Origin of the sequence: Symbiobacterium sp., from assembly GCF_040797425.1 — a bacterium.
In the GTDB taxonomy this organism is placed as follows: Bacteria; Bacillota; Sulfobacillia; order Symbiobacteriales; family Symbiobacteriaceae; genus Symbiobacterium.
Genome location: NZ_JBFNEH010000054.1, coordinates 1 through 19,491, shown reverse-complemented (window position 1 = coordinate 19,491; position 19,491 = coordinate 1). Strand labels below are relative to the sequence as shown.

16 protein-coding genes and 1 tRNA gene are annotated in these 19,491 nt (G+C 68.1%); 14 read left to right on the top strand and 3 right to left on the bottom strand.

The features are described from left to right. Nucleotides 1-213: 213 nt before the first annotated feature. Nucleotides 214-304 (top strand) — tRNA-Ser (locus AB2385_RS14400). 204 nt (nucleotides 305-508) lie between these two features. Next, nucleotides 509-1,213: an aspartate/glutamate racemase family protein gene (locus tag AB2385_RS14395; RefSeq protein WP_367655706.1), complete on the top strand. Its 705-nt coding sequence runs from the start codon at nucleotides 509-511 to the stop codon at nucleotides 1,211-1,213. Between the two features lie 71 nt (nucleotides 1,214-1,284). Here AB2385_RS14395 and AB2385_RS14390 read toward each other — a convergent pair whose 3' ends face one another. Next, nucleotides 1,285-2,694, bottom strand: a complete 1,410-nt coding sequence (locus tag AB2385_RS14390) for an amidohydrolase family protein (RefSeq protein ID WP_367655705.1) — start codon at nucleotides 2,692-2,694, stop codon at nucleotides 1,285-1,287. A 255-nt stretch (nucleotides 2,695-2,949) separates the two neighbouring features. Between AB2385_RS14390 and AB2385_RS14385 the strand changes: the two genes are divergently transcribed. After that, nucleotides 2,950-3,441 carry a hypothetical protein gene (locus tag AB2385_RS14385; protein WP_367655704.1) on the top strand — a complete coding sequence of 164 codons (492 nt, stop codon included), beginning with the start codon at nucleotides 2,950-2,952 and terminating at the stop codon, nucleotides 3,439-3,441. Between the two features lie 81 nt (nucleotides 3,442-3,522). On the opposite strand, the gene AB2385_RS14380 is transcribed toward AB2385_RS14385, so the two are convergent. After that, nucleotides 3,523-4,134 (bottom strand): lytic transglycosylase domain-containing protein, encoded by a 612-nt coding sequence (locus tag AB2385_RS14380; protein WP_367655703.1) that lies wholly within the window; start codon nucleotides 4,132-4,134, stop codon nucleotides 3,523-3,525. A gap of 252 nt (nucleotides 4,135-4,386) precedes the next feature. Between AB2385_RS14380 and AB2385_RS14375 the strand changes: the two genes are divergently transcribed. From AB2385_RS14375 to AB2385_RS14360, 4 genes are all read left to right on the top strand, one after another. Then, a complete protein-coding gene (locus AB2385_RS14375) occupies nucleotides 4,387-7,080 on the top strand; it encodes an ATP-dependent helicase (protein WP_367655702.1) in 2,694 nt (897 codons plus the stop codon). 21 nt (nucleotides 7,081-7,101) lie between these two features. Next, on the top strand, nucleotides 7,102-9,123 hold the full coding sequence (ligA, locus tag AB2385_RS14370; RefSeq protein ID WP_367655701.1) for an NAD-dependent DNA ligase LigA: 2,022 nt from the start codon (nucleotides 7,102-7,104) through the stop codon (nucleotides 9,121-9,123). 262 nt (nucleotides 9,124-9,385) lie between these two features. Next, on the top strand, nucleotides 9,386-10,381 hold the full coding sequence (locus AB2385_RS14365) for an ABC transporter ATP-binding protein (protein ID WP_367655700.1): 996 nt from the start codon (nucleotides 9,386-9,388) through the stop codon (nucleotides 10,379-10,381). Then, nucleotides 10,381-11,394: an ABC transporter ATP-binding protein gene (locus tag AB2385_RS14360; protein WP_367655699.1), complete on the top strand. Its 1,014-nt coding sequence runs from the start codon at nucleotides 10,381-10,383 to the stop codon at nucleotides 11,392-11,394. Before AB2385_RS14365 ends, AB2385_RS14360 begins: the two co-directional genes overlap by 1 nt. Before the next feature lie 113 nt (nucleotides 11,395-11,507). Here AB2385_RS14360 and AB2385_RS14355 read toward each other — a convergent pair whose 3' ends face one another. Continuing rightward, nucleotides 11,508-11,840, bottom strand: coding sequence for a hypothetical protein (locus tag AB2385_RS14355; RefSeq protein WP_367655698.1), 333 nt, complete (start codon nucleotides 11,838-11,840; stop codon nucleotides 11,508-11,510). Nucleotides 11,841-12,024: 184 nt separating this feature from the next. On the opposite strand from AB2385_RS14355, the gene gatC reads away from it, so the two are divergent. The 7 genes from gatC to AB2385_RS14320 all read left to right on the top strand — a co-directional run. Further along, nucleotides 12,025-12,315: an Asp-tRNA(Asn)/Glu-tRNA(Gln) amidotransferase subunit GatC gene (gene gatC, locus AB2385_RS14350; protein WP_367655697.1), complete on the top strand. Its 291-nt coding sequence runs from the start codon at nucleotides 12,025-12,027 to the stop codon at nucleotides 12,313-12,315. Between the two features lie 3 nt (nucleotides 12,316-12,318). Next, nucleotides 12,319-13,809: an Asp-tRNA(Asn)/Glu-tRNA(Gln) amidotransferase subunit GatA gene (gene gatA / locus AB2385_RS14345; RefSeq protein WP_367655696.1), complete on the top strand. Its 1,491-nt coding sequence runs from the start codon at nucleotides 12,319-12,321 to the stop codon at nucleotides 13,807-13,809. Continuing rightward, nucleotides 13,806-15,278 (top strand): Asp-tRNA(Asn)/Glu-tRNA(Gln) amidotransferase subunit GatB, encoded by a 1,473-nt coding sequence (gene gatB, locus AB2385_RS14340; protein ID WP_367655695.1) that lies wholly within the window; start codon nucleotides 13,806-13,808, stop codon nucleotides 15,276-15,278. Before gatA ends, gatB begins: the two co-directional genes overlap by 4 nt. A gap of 207 nt (nucleotides 15,279-15,485) precedes the next feature. After that, a complete protein-coding gene (locus AB2385_RS14335) occupies nucleotides 15,486-15,776 on the top strand; it encodes a hypothetical protein (RefSeq protein ID WP_367655694.1) in 291 nt (96 codons plus the stop codon). A 191-nt stretch (nucleotides 15,777-15,967) separates the two neighbouring features. Then, nucleotides 15,968-16,993 (top strand): SDR family oxidoreductase, encoded by a 1,026-nt coding sequence (locus AB2385_RS14330; protein WP_367655707.1) that lies wholly within the window; start codon nucleotides 15,968-15,970, stop codon nucleotides 16,991-16,993. 156 nt (nucleotides 16,994-17,149) lie between these two features. After that, nucleotides 17,150-18,538 carry a 23S rRNA (uracil(1939)-C(5))-methyltransferase RlmD gene (rlmD, locus tag AB2385_RS14325; RefSeq protein WP_367655693.1) on the top strand — a complete coding sequence of 463 codons (1,389 nt, stop codon included), beginning with the start codon at nucleotides 17,150-17,152 and terminating at the stop codon, nucleotides 18,536-18,538. A 534-nt stretch (nucleotides 18,539-19,072) separates the two neighbouring features. Then, nucleotides 19,073-19,491 (top strand): cyclopropane-fatty-acyl-phospholipid synthase family protein (locus AB2385_RS14320; RefSeq protein ID WP_367655692.1); only part of this gene is annotated, 419 nt, incomplete at its 3' end.

Sequence of the window (19,491 nt, the reverse complement as noted above, 5' to 3'; positions counted from 1 at the left end):
TAAAGCTGTAGGGGGCGCAAGCCCCGCGAGGGTTCAAATCCCTCTCTCTCCGCCACATGCCGTGCTCAGATGAGCACGGCATTTTCCGTTGCAAGGGCCGGCATGGCGTGCAGTCGGGATCGGCTTCGCAGGCGGCGCCCTGTTGCGCCGCACGGGCGGACATGGTATAGTATCACTTGCGCTGCCGTTTGAGCGGCGGCACCACGCAGCCGTGGAGAGATACCCAAGTGGCTGAAGGGGCGGCTTTGCTAAAGCTGTAGGGGGCGCAAGCCCCGCGAGGGTTCAAATCCCTCTCTCTCCGCCAGGCGCAGACAGCGACGGTGGGATGGACTATCCCACCGTCGTTTCCTGTTGGTGGCACTTTCGCACCACAGGCGGCTTCCGGGCATCCGCCCTTCGGTCGGGCGTTTGTGTACGTTAGAGTCATCCTGGGTTTACAGGGAAGCGCCCCCCGGGGGCGGAAGTGGTTGGCGGAGAACCCACGCTGCCCACGGGAGGCGACGACATCATGCCAAAAAAGACCATCGGAATCCTCGGCGGGATGGGCCCGGAGGCCACGGCCGATCTCTTCCTCAAGATCATCCGGGCGACGCCCGCCCGCACCGACCAGGAACACATCCGAGTGTTGATCGACAACAACCCCGCCATCCCCGACCGCACAGCCGCCATTTTGGGTCGCGGCCCCGACCCGGTTCCGTTGCTCACGCGCACGGCGCGCCTCCTGGAGCAGTGGGGCGCCGACCTGATCGTGATCCCCTGCAACACGGCCCACTACTTCCACGATCAGGTGCAGGCGAGCGTTCACGTGCCGGTGCTGCACATCATGAAGGAGACGGCCGCGTTCCTGCGGGAGCGGTACCCCGGCCTCTCCGCCGTCGGCGTGCTGGCCACCACCGGCACCGTGCGCACCGGCCTCTACCAGCGCTTCCTCGGCGAGCGCGGGCTGCACGCGCTGGTCCCTGACGACGAGGGCCAGCAGGAGGTCATGGACTGCATCTACGGCGAACACGGGGTGAAGGCCGGTCACACCGGTCCGGAGGTGACGGAGCGGCTGGTGAGGGTCGCACAGTCCCTGGTTGCCCGCGGGGCAGGCGCGGTGATCGCCGGCTGCACCGAGCTCCCCATCGTGCTGCACGACGGCGACCTGCCGGTTCCGGTGATCGACCCGACCCGCATCCTGGCGGAGGCCGCCGTTCGCGCCGCGCTGGAATAGCGGACGCATGTGAAACCCTCCGGGGAGACCGGCACCGGTCCACCCGGAGGGTTGTTCTTTCTGTCCCCCGTTCACGCGCTGACCGTACGGTAGAACCCGCTTTCCGCCAGGTCGACGACCACGGGCTCGAGGCCGGCCGCCTCCACGGCCTTCCGCCCCCGCTCCGTCGTGATGAACCGTGTGGATTTGCCTATCACCACACCGTGGTGGGCGACGACCCGACCTGCGGCGATGGTGGTGCGCACCTCCGCCGCAGTGGCATCCACCACGGCCACGTCGGCGTCGGCGCCTTCACCCAGGTGGCCCTTCTGCGGAAGCCCGAGTAGCCTGGCCGGCACGGTGCAGGCCTTCAGCACGAAGTCCGCCAGGGTCAGCACCTCCAACTGGACGAGCCGGAGGCCGGCGGAGACGGTGAAGTTCCGTGGAATCCCGCCGCCGTCGGTGGCCAGGGCGTCCACGACGAAACGGCCGGCGCGGTCGCGGGCAGCAGCCAGCATCAGTCGGGGCATCGGCGGGTTGACCGGAAAACTGATGCCCACATTGGTTCCCGCCGCCTCCCAGACGGCGACAGCCTCAGGACCGGTGCGGAGCACGGCCCGGTCGCCCTCGATCACGTTGACCCGGCCGAAGCCCTCCAGGATGGCCCGGCGCAGCCCTTCCCGGGTCGCCGGGTAGCCGCCCTGCTCCAGGCACGCCCGCGTGCGATCGCTCTCCGGAATGTCATCGACGCACTTGCCCGAGGTGCCGTTGACGACGGCCAGGTACGACTCGGTGACCAGGTTCCTGGCCGCGGACAGCCACTCGATGGCCTGGACCGCCTCCAGCGAGGGCTCTTTCACGGTGCCGCGGCAATAGCTGTTGATGTGGGCGATGTGGATGTGGTTCTCGCCCTTCAGGTCCAGCGCCTCCCGCAGGCCCGTGAGATCGCTCCGGCTCTCGGTGCTGCCGCAGTGGATGGCGACCCAGCCGCCCAACTGGTTGGCGATTTCGAAGACACGCTGGTTCGCCGCGGGCGTGAGGGGGTAGTGGCCGCCCATGATCTTGACGCCCAGTGCGCCCCGGTCCATGGCGGCGGCGATGCCCGCCCGCAGCTCGTCAGCGGTGGGATCCGGGGTCCGCACCATCTCGCCGGGCTTTACCCGGTGGAGGCAGGCGAGGTGGATGCCGGCACCGTGGTCCCGTGCGATGGTGAGCACGTCGTCGACGGGGCCGGCCATGTCCAGGGCGGTGGTCACGCCGGCCAGCGCCAGCATGCGGTGTGCCACCCGCCCCTGGAACTCCGAGGAGGCGTGGATGTGGATGTCCACCAGCCCGGGAAGGACCAGGAGGCCGCTGACGTCCAGGACCTCCGCTGCTTCCGACCTGGCGATGTGGGGGGCGACCCGCGCAACGCGGCCCCCCCGGATGGCGAGATCGAAACTTCCGGCACGGTGATTGGCAGGGTCCACCAGATGTCCGCCCTTGAGCAACAGATCGTACACCGATCTCAACTCCCCGCACGGCGTGTCGTTGCATCATCTTTCGGAGACGGGCCCGTCGATTCCCGCCACCGGTACGACAGAAGGTTCCAAGGTGCAGCGAAATGGGTCCCCGGGAGGGGGACCCATGGCGCTATTCGCCTATGAACGCCTCGCTGAGCCGCACAGAAATGGGCGTTTCCCCGCATCAACGTTCCAGCCCTGGTGAACGCTAAAGGTAAATGCGTGCGATGGGCAGCGGGAGGTGGAGGTCGCACGGTGTGGAGGACGTGGGCAGCCCTGTTGCTGTGCGCCCTGCTCCTGCAGGGGTGCATGGCGCAGCAGCCGCAGCAGCAGTCTTCTGAGCCCAGTTCGGAGCAGGTGAAGGAAGCCGTCCGGGAGAGTTTGAGCGAGCCGGACATGAAAGATTACATCCGCACGCAGGTACGGGAGCAGGCCGGCGTGGAGATGCTGGAGATGGCCCTCGATACCCAGGAGGGCAAGGAGGCCCTCAACAAGGCCGTGAAAACCGCCATCAGTTCCTCCGTCGGCGAGCAGGCCATCCAGGAGAAGTTCGTCGAGATGCTGCAAGACCCGCTCATCCAGCAGCACCTGCAGCAGGCCGTCCGCGAGACGCTGCAGGACATCCTGTCCAAGGGTGTGCAGAGTGGCCAGCAGGAGGGCGGCCGGAATGGCGCCCCTCAGGGCGGCACCCAGGGTGGCGGTCGTGGGGGAGGTGGGGCCGGCGGAGGCGGCGGAGGAGGCAGTTAGCCGGCACCCCGGCGACCACAACGAGAAAACGGCGCCCCTGCCGCTTTGCGCGCTGCAGGGGCGCCGCCGCGCGAGCCCCGCTCAGGAGACGAGATCGGGTGCGCGGTAGGCGGCCAGCACCTTGGCACGGTACGGGTTCGACTGCCAGTCCTCCGCCGCCCGGGGGCCGCCGTTGTAGACCGCCAGCGCCACGTCCGGCGACCCGTACTCTTGGATGAGAGCGGCCAGGTAGAAGGTGCCCATTTCCAGTGAGGTCTCGGGGTCGCTCAAGTCGTACTCGTTGAGGTCCATCACGTCGGCCAGCCACTCGCCGGTGGAGGGCAGGATCTGCATGAGCCCGAGTTCGCCATGAGCGCCCACCGCATCGGGGTCCCAGCGGCTTTCCACCGTGATCACGGCCGCAACCAGGCGCGGGTCCACGCCGTGCCGCTCTGCGGTCTCGACCACCAGCATTCGGTATTTCTCCGGGGCCAGGTCGGCGATCAGTTCGGCCTGCGCCATGAGATGGGCGCGCTCCAGCTCGGCCGGGTCGGGCGGCAAGAGCGCCGTCGGATTCTCTTCCGGTTCGGGCACCTGTGGGTCCCCGCTCTCCGCAGGGGCGGCGGCGGTCCCGGCGAACATGGTGGGCACGGCCGCCAGGCTCAGCGCCAGTGCAGCCCAGAGGGAGCGACGCCGGCGGAGATGTCGGAGCATTTGGGATCCTCCTTTAGGGAGCTGCAAATTAACGAGCCTACCTGTAAATGTACGTGAATAATGGGAAGTGGCGGATGCCGCCTATCACAACGGAACCCACTTTACCAGGACAGGAAGCGCACTGTCAACACTTACTGTAAACTACTGGAAGATCTGCGCCGCAGTGGCGCAAGTCGCGCAAGGGAGGAGGCGGGAGGAGGTCGGGGCGACAGGCGAGAAATTGACCTGACGCAAGGAAGGTGACCCGCGACCATGCTGGATGCTGAGTCGATACGCGAGTACCGGCGCCTGCGCGAGGCCGTGCGCAGCGCGCTGTTGGCCGATCTCAACGAGCAGCAGCGCGCGGCAGTGCTGCACGGCGAGGGACCGCTGCTCATCCTGGCCGGGGCGGGCAGCGGCAAGACCCGGGTGATCGCTTACCGGATCGCCCACCTGATCCTCTTCGGGCCCGAGTACGACCCCGACGTTCTGCCGCCGGAGGACATGACCGAGGCGGACCTGGCCGCCTTACGCACCGCCGTTGAGGCCCGCGGCCACAGGGGCATTGCCTCCTTCGCCCACCTGCTGGCCGGCGGGGTCGACCCCTGGCGAATCCTCGCCATCACCTTCACCAACAAGGCGGCGGCGGAGATGCGGGAGCGGGTGGAGCAGATGGTCGGCGACCGGGCGCGGGAGGTGTGGGCCGCCACCTTCCACTCGGCCTGCGTCCGCATGCTCCGGCGCGACATCGAGCGCCTGGGCTACGGGCGCAACTTTGTCATCCTGGACGCGGAGGACCAGCAGGCCGTCATCAAGGACTGCCTGAAACGGCTGAGCCTCTCCGACCGGCAGTTCCAGCCGGGCGCCGTGCTGGGCACCATCTCCGCGGCCAAGAACCAGATGCTCGATCCGCAGCAGTTCGCCGCCCGCGCGGGCGACTACTGGCGCGCCCAGGTCGCCAAGGTCTACGCCCTCTACCAGGAGCGGCTGAAGAGCAACAACGCGCTGGACTTCGACGACCTGCTCCTGAAGACCGTGGAACTGCTGGAGCGGTTCGACGACGTGCGTACGTTCTACCAGCGGAAGTTCCAGTTCATCCTGGTCGACGAGTATCAGGACACGAACCACGTGCAGAACCGCCTGATCTTCCTCCTGGCCGGGCAGCGCCAGAACCTGGCCGTGGTCGGCGACGACGACCAGGGCATCTACTCCTGGCGCGGGGCGGACATCAGCAACATCCTGGAGTTTGAGAAACAGTTCCCGGCCTGCCGTGTGATCAAGCTGGAGCAGAACTACCGATCCACCCAGAACATCCTCACCGCTGCCTACGAGGTGGTGCGGCACAATGTGGGCCGGAAGGAGAAGCGGCTCTGGACGGCCGCGGGCGCCGGCGACCCGGTCTTCCACTATACGGCCGCCGACGAGCGGGACGAGGCCGCCTTCGTGGCCCGGGAGGTGGAGCGGCTGGTGGCCGAGGGGCTGCCCGACGGCACCCGGCTCACGTACCAGGACTTCGCCGTGCTTTACCGCACCCACGCCCAGTCCCGGGCTCTCGAGGAAGCGATGGTGCTGCGCTCCATCCCGTACGGCATCTACGGCGGCCTGCGCTTCTTCGAGCGGAAAGAGATCAAGGACGTGCTGGCGTACCTGAGGCTCATCGCCAACCCGGCCGACACCATCTCGTTCCGCCGGGCCGTCTCCGTGCCGAAGCGGGGCATCGGGCCCGCCACGGTGGACAAGCTCGTCGACTACGCCGAGCAGTGGCAGGTGCCCGTGGCCACCGCCGCGCTGGACTGCTCCATGGTCCCCGGGCTCTCGGGCACCTACCGGCGGCGCATGGAGGAGTTCGGCGCCCTGATCGAGGAGCTGACGAACCTGAGCGCACACGTGACGGTGGGCGAGCTGATTGCCGCCGTGTTGGAGAAGACGGGCTACCTGGACGAGCTGCAGGCCGACCCCTCGCTGGAGGCGGCGGCACGGGTGGAGAACGTGAAGGAACTCCGGTCGATGGCAGCCGAGTTCGAGCCCCCCGAGGGGGAGGAGCTGGACGGCCTCAGGGAACTGGACGCCTTCCTCTCCACGGTGGCTCTGCTCACCGATGCGGACCAGGTGGGCGAGGGGCAGAACAAGGTGACCCTGATGACGCTGCACTCCGCCAAGGGGCTGGAGTTTCCCGTGGTCTTCCTGGTGGGCATGGAGGAGGGGGTCTTCCCCCACAGCCGCTCGCTCACCGACGAGGTGCAGATGGAGGAGGAGCGCCGCCTCTGCTACGTGGGCATGACCCGGGCCCGGTACCGGCTCTACCTCACCCACGCGGTGAGCCGGAACCTCTGGGGCCAGGAGAACTACAACAACCCCAGCCGCTTCCTGGACGAGATTCCGGAGGAGCTGATCCAGGAGGTGGCGGCTCCCGGCGTGGCGGCGGCTGGCACGCCGTCGCCCGGCGGGTACGCGGGGCGACCCGGCCCGGGGAGCTGGACGCCGGGCGGGCGCGGGACAGACGGACCGAACGGCGGCTACGGATCTGGCACCGGCTACGGGCGGGCAGGCGGGTACGGCCCGGGGGCCGGGTCGGGCGGGTACGGAGCGAGCCGCGGGTACGGCCGTGGCCGCACCTACGGCATGGAGGGCGACGAGTCCTCCGGCGGCAGGTGCGGATGGGGCGGCGTGCAGCGCGGCTACGGCCGCCGGGGAGGAGAGGTACCGGACGACGACGACTTCTCCCCGCCCATCGGTTCGGCCGGCTGGGGCCGGACTCAGCAGGCCCGGCGCCTGCAGGAAGCCACGGCCCCCTCGCAGGTGGAAACGCCGGTCTTCCACCCGGGCGACCGGGTGTGGCATGACCGCTTCGGCGAGGGCGTGGTGAAGGCCGTGATCGGCGACACGGTGACGGTGCAGTTTGCCGCCGCGGGGCAGCGGGTGCTGGTGGCCTCCTACCTGCGCCCGGCCGGCGGCGACGAGGCGTGACGAGACGTGGAGGGGACGAGGATGAACCGGTCTGAGGCGGAGCGGCGGATCGAGGAGCTCACCGCCGCGATCCGGCACCACGAGTACCTGTACTACGTGAAGAACGAGCCTGAGATCAGCGACGCCGAGTTCGACCAGTTGATGCTGGAGCTGAAGCGGCTGGAGGAGCAGTTCCCCGACCTGCGGCGTCCGGACTCCCCCACCCAGCGGGTGGGCGGCGCGCCCGCCCCCGAGTTCGCCAAGGTGCCGCACCAGCCCCCGATGTACTCCCTGGACAACGCCTTCAGCGAGGAGGACCTGCGCGACTTCGACCGCCGGGTGCGGGAGGGTCTCGGCGGCGAGCCGGTGGAGTACGTGTGCGAGCTGAAGATCGACGGCCTCTCCATCTCGCTGCGTTACGAAGACGGCCTCTTCGTGCAGGGGGCCACCCGGGGCGACGGCCAGACCGGTGAGGACGTCACCGAGAACCTGCGCACGATCGGGTCGCTGCCCCTGCGGGTGGAGCCGGCGGGCCGCCCGGTGCCGCCGCGGCTCATCGTGCGGGGCGAGGCGTACATGGAGAAGCGGGTGCTGGAGGAGCTGAACGCCGCCCTGGCGGAGCAGGGCAAGCCGCTCCTGCAGAACCCGCGCAACGCCGCCGCCGGCGGCCTCCGGCAGAAGGACCCGCGCAAGACCCGGGAGCGCCGGCTGGACACCTTCCTCTACCAGGTGGTCGACGCCGAGGAACTCGGCTTCACCGACCACTGGTCCTGCCTGCAGCAGCTGGAGGCCTGGCGCTTCAAGGTGAACCCGTACCGGCAGCTCTGCCGCTCCATCGACGAGGTGCTGGAATGGGTCGAAAGCTGGCGGGAGCGGCGCTTCGAGCTGCCGTACGAGATCGACGGCCTCGTGATCAAGGTCAACTCGCTGGCCCAGCAACGCCGGCTCGGCTTCACCAGCAAGTTCCCCCGCTGGGCTATCGCCTACAAGTTCCCCGCCGAGGAACGGGAGACCACGGTGCTGGGCATCAGCCTCGACGTGGGCCGCACCGGCGTGGTCACCCCGACGGCCGACCTTGCCCCGGTGCGCATTGCCGGCACGACGGTGAAGCGGGCCACCTTGCACAATGAGGACTACATCCGGGAGAAGGACATCCGCATCGGCGACACGGTGGTGATCCGCAAGGCCGGCGAGATCATCCCCGAGGTGGTGCGGGTGGTGCTGGAGAAGCGCCCGGCCGACGCCGTCCCGTGGCAGTTCCCCAAGACCTGCCCGGCCTGCGGCGGCGAGTTGGTGCGGCTGGAGGGCGAGGCGGCCACGCGCTGCACCAACAGCCTGTGTCCGGCCCAGCAGTACCGGGCCATCCTGCACTTCGCCTCGCGGGACGCGATGAACATCGAGGGGCTCGGCGAGGCGCTGGTGCAGGCCCTGCTGGACAAGGGGCTCATCGCAGATGCGGCCGACCTCTACCGTCTGCACGAACGGCGGGAGGAGCTGCTGGGGCTGGAGCGCATGGGCGAGAAGTCGGTGGAGAACCTGCTGGCGGCCATCGACGCCACGCGCCAGAACCCCCTGCACCGGCTGATCTTCGCACTGGGCATCCGCCACGTGGGCGAGCGGGCAGCCCGCCTGCTGGCCGACCACTTCGGCTCCATGGAGGCCATCGAGAAGGCCAGCCTCGATGAGCTGCTCGCGATCCCCGGCCTCGGCCCGAAGATTGCCGAGTCGGTCCAGGCTTTCTTCGCCTCGCCCCGCTCGCACCAGCTCCTGGCGAAGCTGCGGGCGGCCGGGGTGAACATGGTGGGCGAGCGGAAGACGGGGCCCGCCGAGGGGCCGCTCGCCGGCATGACCGTGGTGGTCACCGGCACGCTCAGCCGCTGGGGCCGCAAGGAGATCGAGGAGCTCATCCGGCAGCTGGGCGGAAAGGCCGCCGGGTCCGTGAGCAAGAAGACCAGCTTCGTCCTGGCCGGGGAGTCGCCGGGGTCGAAGCTCGCGAAGGCCCAGGAACTGGGCATCCCTGTGCTGACCGAGGAGGAGTTCTACAACCGTTACGTGCAGGAATAAACGGCACCGCGCGGCCCCGCCGCGCGGTGTCTTTTTTATGTTTGGATCCTACTTATGTTTGTGTTATCCTGTAAGGAAAACCCCCGCTGGCCGGGGGCCGGCAGCCTGGCAGCCATGTCATAATGGCGTGATTCGCTTGAGAAGGAGAAGGGCGCTCCCTAAGCGAAAAAAACGAAACCGAACTGCATCTGTTCGCGTCACATGAACACAAACGATTGTCAGGCAGTGCCGTGACCGGTCCGCCTCAAAGAGGAGTGAGCCTGTGAGCGAGAAGCTTGTCGAAGTTCGAAACCTGCACACCCACTACTTCACGGAAGACGGCGTGGTAAAGGCCGTTGACGGGGTTGACCTGTACATCAAGCGGGGCGAGACGCTTGGCGTAGTGGGCGAGTCCGGGTGCGGTAAGAGCGTCACCTCTCTCTCCATTATGCGGCTCATTCCCAGCCCGCCGGGCAAGATCGTCGCCGGGGAGATCCTTTTCGAGGGAGAGGACCTGCTCAAGAAGTCTGAGGCCGAGATGCGGAAGATCCGGGGCAACGAGATCTCGATGATCTTCCAGGAGCCGATGACATCGCTGAACCCGGTCTACACCATCGGCGATCAGATCGCGGAGGCCATCGAGCTGCACCAGGGTCTGTCGCATAAGGAAGCGCTGGAGAAGGCCGTGGAGATGCTGCGCCTGGTGGGCATCCCGCTGCCCGAGCAGCGGATTAAGGAGTATCCGCACCAGCTCTCGGGCGGGATGCGCCAGCGCGTGATGATCGCCATGGCGCTCTCCTGCAACCCGACGCCCTTGCTCGCCGACGAGCCCACCACGGCTCTGGACGTGACGATTCAGGCCCAGATCCTCGAGCTGATGAAGAAGCTCAAGCATGAGCTGGGCATGGCCATCATGCTGATCACGCACGACCTCGGCGTCGTGGCCGAGATGTGCGAGCGGGTCGTCGTCATGTACGCCGGCAAGGTGGTGGAGGAAGCCGACGCCGTCTCGCTGTTCCAGAACCCGGTGCACCCCTACACCGAAGGGCTGCTCAAGTCGGTCCCGCGCCTCGATCAGGAAGTGGAGAAGCTCCACGTGATCGAGGGTGCGGTGCCCAACCCGCTCAACCTGCCTCCCGGCTGCCGGTTTGCCCCCCGCTGCCCGCTGGCGACGGACCGGTGCCGCGCCGAGCAGCCCACCCTTAAGCAGGTTGCGCCCGGGCGCTTTGTCGCCTGCTTCCTCGCCGAAGAGCGGCTTGCGAAGGGGGTTACGGCCTGATGAGCACAGCGGTCAGCACGCAGACGCAGCGCGACGTCCTGGTAGACGTCAGGAACCTGAAGAAGTACTTCCCGGTGTCGGGCGGCGGCATCATCGCCCGCACCGTGGGCTACGTGAAGGCCGTGGACGGCGTCTCCTTCCAGATCCGCCGGGGCGAGACCCTCGGGCTGGTGGGCGAGTCGGGCTGCGGCAAGACGACGCTCGGCAAGGTCCTCCTGCGCCTGCAGGAGCCCACCGCCGGCGAGGTCTTCTTCGAGGGCAAGAACATCTACAAGCTGGACCGGGAGCAGATGCGCAAGCTCCGCCGGGAGATGCAGATCATCTTCCAGGACCCCTACGCCTCGCTGAACCCCCGTATGACGGTGGGCGACATCATCGGCGAGCCGCTGGAGATCCACGGTGTGGCCAGGGGCCCCGCCAAGACCAAGAAGGTCCAGGAGCTGCTGGAGGTGGTGGGCCTGGCCTCCTTCCACGCCCGCCGCTACCCCCACGAGTTCTCGGGCGGCCAGCGCCAGCGCATCGGCATCGCCCGGGCCCTGGCCCTCAACCCGAAGCTGATCGTCTGCGATGAGCCGGTGTCGGCCCTGGACGTGTCGATTCAGTCGCAGGTGCTCAACCTGCTGGAGGACCTGCAGAAGGAGTTCGGGCTGACCTACCTGTTCATCGCGCACGGCCTCGCGGTGGTGAAGCACGTCTCCGACCGGGTGGGCGTGATGTACCTGGGCAAGATGGTGGAAATCTCGCCGGCCAACGAGCTCTACGCCAACCCGCTGCACCCGTACACTGAGGCGCTGATGTCCGCCATCCCGATCCCCGACCCGACCCTGAAGCGGGAGCGCATCGTGCTGGAGGGAGACGTGCCCTCGCCGGTCAACCCGCCGTCCGGCTGCCGGTTCCACACGCGTTGCCGTTACCAGCCGCAGGTGGGCGACATCTGCAAGGAGCAGGAACCGCCGCTGGTGAACGTGGGCGGCGACCACTGGGTCGCCTGCCACATGCGCACGAGCGCCTAGACTGTGAGGCCCCGCTCTCCCGAAGGTGGAGGGCGGGGCTCTTGCGTGCCGGCACGAAGATACTCCCATGGGGGATACTACCGCCGGTGAAGGCCAGGGGCGGCAGCGCAGCCTCAGTATTCCTCCACGACGCACAGGCAGTGCCCGTGCTGATTGGATTCGAGGGCGACGAAGCGGCCCCACTGGGCGCCGGCCTCGTTCAGGCCGTGATGGGCTTCCTGCTCCAACCCGCTGTGCCGCCTGTGGAAGAAGACGTGGCCGCGGTAGTAGTGCCTTTCCCCGCCATCCTCGTACAGGAGGACCAGACAGTGGCCCAAGTCGTTGGAGTCCATGCTGATGCCGGTGATGGTGACCGTGCCTGAAACCTGCTCCAGCCACTGGTTGAGCTGCTCTTCCAGCGACCGGTGCGAATGGCTGAACAACACTTTGACCGCCGTCTGGGCCATCGGACTGCCTCCTTTTGCTTGTGGCTTCCTTTCCTGAGACGGCAGCGTGCCGGAGATTGGTTCAGGTACTGCGACCGGTTTCCAGCAAAGTTGCCGGACGGCCTTCGCTTATGATAGAATCAGGTAGTTGCGCACGGGCGTGCCCGCGGGAGCTCTCCCATATTATGGATGGTGGTGATGGACCATGGCGCTGACGATAAGCGAGGTTGAGCACGTGGCTCGCCTGGCTCGGTTGAGCCTTTCCGAGGAAGAGAAGGCGTCCATGACGGCCCAGCTGAGCCGCATTCTGGAGCATGTCGCGCGCATGAACCAGCTGGATGTGGCCGGCGTGCCACCCACATACCACGTGACGCCGCTTCAGAACGTCCTCCGGCCGGACAAGCCCCAGCCGTCCCTGGCACGGGAAACGGTTCTGGCGCAGGCCCCTCAGGCCGAGGCCGGGTGCTTTAAGGTACCGAAGATTACGGAGGGCTAGGAGATGGCAGGAATTATCCATAAGTTGAGTGCCGCCCGGCTCAACCGGCTCTTCCTGGGCGGAGAACTGTCGGCAGTGGAGATCACCGAGTCCGTACTGAGCCGCATCGCCGAAGTGGAGCCCGCGGTGGGCGCGTTCCTCACGGTGACGGCTGAGCACGCCCTCGACCGGGCGCGGAAGCTGGATGCCCGGCGGAAGGCCGGCGATACGGAGTTCGGCCCCCTGGCCGGCGTGCCGATTGCACTGAAGGACAACATCTGCACCTGCGGCATCGAGACCAACTGCGCGTCCCGGATGCTGAAGGGCTGGGTGCCGCCGTATGACGCGACCGTCGTCGAGCGGCTGCGGGCCTCGGGCGCGATCATCATCGGCAAGACCAACATGGACGAGTTCGCCATGGGCTCCTCCGGCGAGACCTCGGCCTTCCACGTTACCCGGAACCCCTGGGACCTGGACCGCATCCCCGGCGGCTCCTCGTCGGGCTCTGCCGCGGCCGTGGCGGCGGAGGAGGTGCCGGTGGCCCTGGGGACCGACACCGGCGGCTCCATCCGGCAGCCGGCGGCCCTGACCGGCGTGGTGGGGATGAAGCCCACTTACGGCTACGTGAGCCGGTACGGCGTGGTGGCCTTCGCCTCCTCCCTCGACCAGGTCGGCCCCATCGGGCACGATGTGGAGGACGTGGCCCGCGTCTTCCAGGTGATCGCCGGGCCCGACCGCCGCGACTCCACCAACGCCGGGCGCACCCCGCCGGAGGTGAAGTTCGGCGGCGAGCCCTCCCTCAAGGGCGTCCGCCTGGGCATTCCCCGGGAGTACTTCGGTTCCGGCATCGAGGACGGGGTCAAGGCCCGCATCGAGGAGGCCATCCGGCAGTTGGAGGACCTGGGGGCCGCGGTGGAGGAGTGCTCGCTGCCCACCACCGAGTACGCCCTTTCGGCCTACTACATCATCGCCCCGGCCGAAGCGTCGGCCAACCTGGCCCGCTTCGACGGCGTGCGCTATGGCCACCGTACCGCCCAGGCGAACGGGCTGCACGACATGTACAGCAAGACTCGCGCCGAGGGCTTCGGCCCCGAGGTGAAGCGCCGCATCATGATCGGCACCTACGCGCTCTCCAGCGGCTATTACGACGCCTACTACAAGAAGGCGCAGCAGGTGCGCACGCTGGTGCTGCAGGAGTTCCAGCGGGCCTTCGAGCGGTTCGATGCCCTGGTCACGCCCACCACGCCGGTAACCGCCTGGCGGCTGGGCGAGAAGCTGGACGACCCGCTCTCCATGTACCTGGCCGACATCTGCACTATTCCGGTCAACCTGGCCGGGCTGCCGGCCGTATCGGTGCCCTGCGGCTTTGCCGACGGCCTGCCGGTGGGGCTGCAGCTGATCGGCAAGCACTTCGCCGACACGCAGCTCCTGCAGATCGCGTGGGCCTACCAGAAGGTCACGAAGCACCATGAGGCCCGTCCGAACCTGGCGCCGAAGGGAGGTCGGCAGGCGTGAGCGAGAGGTGGGAAACCGTCATCGGCCTTGAGGTCCACGTGGAGCTGTCCACCGAGACCAAGGTCTGGTGCTCCTGCAAGAACGAGTTCGGGGCCGAGCCCAACACCAACGTCTGCCCCGTCTGCCTGGCCCTGCCCGGCTCGCTGCCGGTGCTGAACGCCCAGGCGCTGGAGTACGCCATCCGGGCCGGCCTGGCACTCAACTGCAAGATCCAGCGGTACTCGAAGTTCGACCGCAAGAACTACTTCTATGCGGACCTGCCCGCGGGATACCAGATCAGCCAGTACGACCTGCCGCTTTGCTACGACGGCTACGTCGACATCACCAAGAAGGACGGCACGACCCGGCGCATCCGCATCAAGCGGATCCACCTGGAGAACGACGCCGGCAAGCTCCTCCACGCCGGCGACGACGTGACCGCCGCCGACTACTCGCTGGTCGACTTCAACCGTGCCGGCGTGCCGCTGATCGAGATCGTCACCGAACCGGACATCCGCTCCGCCGAGGAGGCCGGCCTCTTCCTGCAGAAGCTGCGCTCCATCATCAAGTACAGCGGCGTCAGCGACGTGAAGATGGAAGAGGGCTCGATGCGTTGCGACGTCAACATCTCGGTGCGGCCGGCGGGTTCCAGCGAGTTCGGCGTGCGGTCGGAGCTGAAGAACGTCAACTCCTTCTCCGCCGTGGTGCGGGCCATCGAGTACGAGCGGAAGCGGCACATCGCCATCCTCGAGGAGGGCGGCCAGGTGGAGCAGGAGACCCGCTCCTGGCGCGACGCCCAGGGCATCTCCGTGCTCCTGCGCTCCAAGGAGGATGCGGAGGACTACCGCTACTTCCCCGAGCCCGATCTGCCGCCTGTGGTGATCTCCGACGCGGACATCGAGCGCGTTCGGGCCGCGTTGCCTGAGCTGCCCGACGCCGTGATGGCCCGCCTGATGAACGACTACGGCCTCTCGGCGTACGACGCCTCGATCATTGCCTCCGAGCGGGAATTCGCGCAGTGGTTCCTGCAGGCGGTGGAGCTGGCCGGCGGCGGTCAGGCCAAGACGATCGCCAACTGGCAGATCAACGAGCTCAACCGGGTGATGAACGAGAAGGGGCTGGGCCCCGAGCAGATCCCCGTCACGCCCGAGCAGCTGGTGGGCATGCTGCAGCTGATCGACAAGGGCACCATCACCGGCAAGATCGCCAAGACGGTTTTCGAGAAGATGGTGGAGACCGGCAAGGACGCCGAGACCATCGTGAAGGAGGAGGGCCTCACCCAGGTCGCGGACGAAGGCGAGTTGCTCGCGATCGCCCGCGAGGTGGTGGCTGCCAACCCGAAGGTCTTCGAGGACTGGAAGGCCGGCAAGCAGTCGGCCGCCCAGTGGTTCGTGGGCCAGATCATGAAGCGCACCCGCGGGCGGGCCAACCCGCAGCTGGCCCTGAAGCTGGTCACCCAGGCCCTGGAGGAGCAGGCCGCCAAGGAGTAGCCACGCAGCACCGACACCCCTTGCCGCACGGCAGCGGCGGGGGTGTTCTGTTTTCCAAGGCCCGGCGCGCCGCTGTCACGCTGGCCGAAGGGGCCGCCGGGATCGGCCCCTTGCGGGCTGCGCCGCAGAACGGGCGGGAATAAAAACCAGCGGCAATACGGACACTGGCCCTGGGAATGGACACACCAGAACCGGAGGTCGATGGACGTGTTGTCACTGGCACTGTGGGGAGTCATCGGGCTGGGACTGGTTCTGTTCCTGTTCGCCTCGCTCCGGAACGCCCGCCCCCGGGGCCGGCGGGAGGTGGCGAAGATGCCGACCTATGCCTCCGGGAACGCGCGCGGGCTTCGCATCCCGCCGGACGAGCCGGACTTCCGCATGGAGGTGGGCGAGCTGCCCGACCCGGACCCGGGGGCCCGGCCGGACCACTTCGCCCGGCAGCCGGATGAGCGGCCACCGGGCTCATCTGCACCCCCGGACGGACCGCCGCCCAGCTGACCCGGACCCCGGCGCGGCGATCGGGCCACTGGCCGCATCCGCCTGGCCCACACCGGCGCTCACCCGGCCCCGGCGAACACCGCGCCGGGGCCGGTGGCCGTTCTGGCGCGCAGCCTTCTCCGTAGGAACTGCACACGGTGATGTTGAAGATTGAAAGAACCTGCGGAAAGGGGGCGTGGCTGTTGATTCTGGTGACCGGTGCCACCGGCTTCATCGGCGAGCAACTGACGCGGCATCTCCTGGATGCGGGACAGGGGGTGCGCATCCTCGTCCGCTCCCGGGAGAAGGCGGAGGCGGTGTTCGGGCCGCTTGTGGACCGGCTCGAGGTGGCGGTGGGCGACCTGCAGGACCCCGCCTCCCTGGAGCGGGCGGTGACCGGGGTGGAGCGCGTCTACCACCTGGCCTCCCGCATCAACTTCCAGGGGTCGCTCCGGCGGATGCGGGCCATCAACGTGGAGGGCACCCGGAACCTGCTCGATGCCTGCGTCGCCGCCGGGGTGAAGCGGGTGGTCCACATGTCGTCCATCGCGGCCGGCGGGCCGGCGGTGGTGGACGCAAACGGCCGCCACCGGGCTCGCACGGAGGAGGACGAGCCCGCCCCACTTCCCGACGCGTACGGCATTACCAAGCTGGAGCAGGAGCGCCTGGCGCTCTCGTACCGGGACCGGGGGCTCGAGGTGGTGGTGGTGCGCCCCAGCGCGGTCTTCGGCCCCGGCGATCCTGACGGGATGAACACGCTGATCTGGATGGTGAAGACCGGCCGGCTGCCCTTCTACTTGGGCTCGTCCCAGGCGGTGGTGAACCTGGTCTTCGTGCGGGATGTGGTGCGGGGCACTGTGGCGGCCATGGAGAAGGGCCGCTCGGGGGAGGTCTACAACCTGGTCGGGCCCAACCTGACGCAGGAGCAGCTCCTGGGCCTCCTGGCGCAGGTGAGTGGCGGGCGCTGCCCCCGCTGGGCCATGCCCGTGCCGGTACTGATGGGGGCGGCGTGGCTGGTCACGCTGGGTGCCCGGCTCACCTTCCGGCGGCGGGCGCTGGTGCACCCCAACGAGATCCGCAACTGGACTGCGCCCTGGATCGTGAGCGACGAGAAGGCCCGCCGAGAGCTGGGGCTGGTGCCCACCGACCTGGCCGCGGCCTTCCGGGAGACGCTGCAGTGGTTCTCGGCGCAGAAGGCGGAGCGGGCATCGGCAGATGGCCGGCGGCGGGGGGCGTAGTGACCAGGCCGCCAATCCGGGGGTACGCGTGCGCTGTTCAGGCACAGCAGCCCGGGGGACCGGACCCCCGGGCTCTGTGGATACGGTCTGCGTTCGGGCCGATGCCGGGCGGCGCACGTGTGCACGTTTCCGTCATCCGTGTGGTACACTCTGGCTATGAGCAAGCAAGAGACGGCGCAGCGCCCGGTTCGTCCCGGGCAGGAGATTACGGTGACGGTGCACGGCCTCGGCAGCAGCGGCGAGGGCGTGGCCCGTTACGAGGGACTGACCATCTTCGTGCCAGGCGGCGCCCCCGGCGACCGCCTGCTGGCGCGCGTGCAGGAAGTGAAGAAGAACTACGCCCGGGCGGCGCTGGTGAGGGTGGAGGAGCCCTCGCCGGACCGAGTGGCCCCGCCCTGCCCGGTGGTGGGCGAGTGCGGCGGCTGCCAGCTCCAGCACATCGCCTACGCGGCGCAACTCCGGCTGAAGCGGCAGCAGGTGGCGGACGCCCTCGAGCGGCTGGGCAAGCTCAGCGGGGTGACGGTCCACCCGACGCTGGGCATGGCCGATCCCTGGCACTATCGGAACAAGGCGCAGTTCCCGGTGGGCTGGCGAGCCGGCCGGGTGATCGCGGGCTTCTTCGCCCCGGGCACGCACCGTGTAGTCGACATCGACCAGTGCCAGATCCAGCACCCGCTGGGCAACCGCATCATGGCCGAGGTCAAGGCCCTGGCCGAGCGGTACGGCGTGCGCATCTACGACGAGCGCACCCACACCGGCGTGCTCCGCCACGTGCTGGCCCGGGTGGGCCGGGGCACGGGCGAGGCGATGGCGGTGCTGGTGACCAACGGGCCGGACTTCCCCCACGGCCGGGAGATCGCCCGGGAGCTGATGGCCCGCATCCCCGGGCTGGTGAGCGTGGTGCAGAACATCAACCCGGCCCGCACCAACGTGGTGCTGGGCCGGGAGAGCCGCGTGCTGGCGGGGAAGGAGCACATCACCGACTACATCGGCGACCTGGAGTTCAAGATCTCGCCGGTCTCCTTCTTCCAGGTGAACCCGGCGCAGACCGAAGAGCTCTACGGCAAGGCGCTGGAGTACGCCGGGCTGACCGGCACAGAGACGGTGATCGACCTCTACTGCGGCATCGGCACGATCTCGCTCTTCCTGGCCCGCCGGTGCCGGGAGGTGATCGGCATCGAGTGGGTGGAGGAGGCGGTGGCGGACGCCCGGCAGAACGCGGCCCTGAACGGCATCCAGAACGCCCGCTTCATTGCCGGCGACGCGGCGGTGGAGATGCCGCGGCTGGCCGGGAAGGGCGTCCGGGCCGACGTGATTGTGCTCGACCCGCCCCGCAAGGGCTGCGACGAGCCGGTGCTGGAGGCGGTCGCCCGGATGGCGCCCCGGCGGGTGGTCTACGTGTCGTGCAACCCGGCCAGCCTGGCCCGCGACCTGGGCCGGCTGGCGGGGATGGGGTACCGCACGGCGGAGGTGCAGCCGGTGGACATGTTCCCGCACACGGCGCACGTGGAGTGCGTGGCGCGGGTGGAGCGGGAGGAGGGGTGAGCAGTTACCAGAGCCAGCCAAGTCATCCTCCTTATCATCACCTGCACTACACTCTTCCCGTTCGGCCCTACGCGCCGCCAGGTGCTGTTTCCAGGCTCGGGCGACATCCTCGGAGGGCAAGCCCTTGGCCCTGCTGGTCTTACGGCACCACGTCTTCAATCCTTACAACCTCATACTTCTGCTGGGCGTGTTCGTGCTCACGCAGCGCCGCATTCATCTGTGCCAAAAACTGCTTATGGTTCCACTGTCAGGAAAGACCCGGGCCCCACGAGGGGTTGCCCGGGTTTTCTTGTCAACCTGAGGAAGGCTTCACGGCCCTCCTCCGCCTGACGCAAGGCGGTACATCTCGACCCCGTCCACCGGAAGCGGGTCCACGTCCGCTCCAAGACTCGGGCTCGGCTTGTGCGCCCGGCACGGGCGCGGGGCGAGGCTGAACTGGCCGCGTGGCGTGTGCAGCCCGCACCTCTCGCCGGGGCTGAACGCAGGGACTGGCGGCCTGTGAGGCGAAACAGGGATGCACGGTGGTGAGGCGGCATGCTCGAAAGAATGGACGAGTTTTTTGAGCGCAGGCTGTCAGGCTACGACGAACACATGCGGCGGGACATCTTCGGGGCTTCCGAGTTCTACCCGTTCACGGCGAAGCTCTTGCCGCTCGATCCTGCGTGCCACGTACTCGATCTTGGCTGCGGTACGGGCCTGGAACTGGAGGAGTACTTCGCGCTGAACCCACTGGCCCGCGTCACGGGGATCGACCTGTCGGCGGCGATGCTGAAGGCCCTGGCGGCCAAGTTCCCCGGCAAGGAGGTCACCTTGATCCAAGGCTCCTACTTCGATGTCGATTTCGGCCAGGCGGTGTACGACGCTGCCGTTTCCGTGGAGTCGCTTCATCATTTTCCCTTCGACAAGAAATTGGCCCCATACCGGAAAAATAACCCCCCCCTCAAAAACAACCC

Bases quoted from the DNA above. Each gene is read 5' to 3' on its own strand.
- AB2385_RS14395 (WP_367655706.1), top strand. From the start codon at position 509: ATGCCAAAAAAGACCATCGGAATCCTCGGCGGGATGGGCCCGGAGGCC.
- AB2385_RS14380 (WP_367655703.1), bottom strand. From the start codon at position 4,134: ATGCTCCGACATCTCCGCCGGCGTCGCTCCCTCTGGGCTGCACTGGCG.
- AB2385_RS14375 (WP_367655702.1), top strand. From the start codon at position 4,387: ATGCTGGATGCTGAGTCGATACGCGAGTACCGGCGCCTGCGCGAGGCC.
- ligA (WP_367655701.1), top strand. From the start codon at position 7,102: ATGAACCGGTCTGAGGCGGAGCGGCGGATCGAGGAGCTCACCGCCGCG.
- AB2385_RS14360 (WP_367655699.1), top strand. From the start codon at position 10,381: ATGAGCACAGCGGTCAGCACGCAGACGCAGCGCGACGTCCTGGTAGAC.
- AB2385_RS14355 (WP_367655698.1), bottom strand. From the start codon at position 11,840: ATGGCCCAGACGGCGGTCAAAGTGTTGTTCAGCCATTCGCACCGGTCG.
- gatC (WP_367655697.1), top strand. From the start codon at position 12,025: ATGGCGCTGACGATAAGCGAGGTTGAGCACGTGGCTCGCCTGGCTCGG.
- gatA (WP_367655696.1), top strand. From the start codon at position 12,319: ATGGCAGGAATTATCCATAAGTTGAGTGCCGCCCGGCTCAACCGGCTC.
- rlmD (WP_367655693.1), top strand. From the start codon at position 17,150: ATGAGCAAGCAAGAGACGGCGCAGCGCCCGGTTCGTCCCGGGCAGGAG.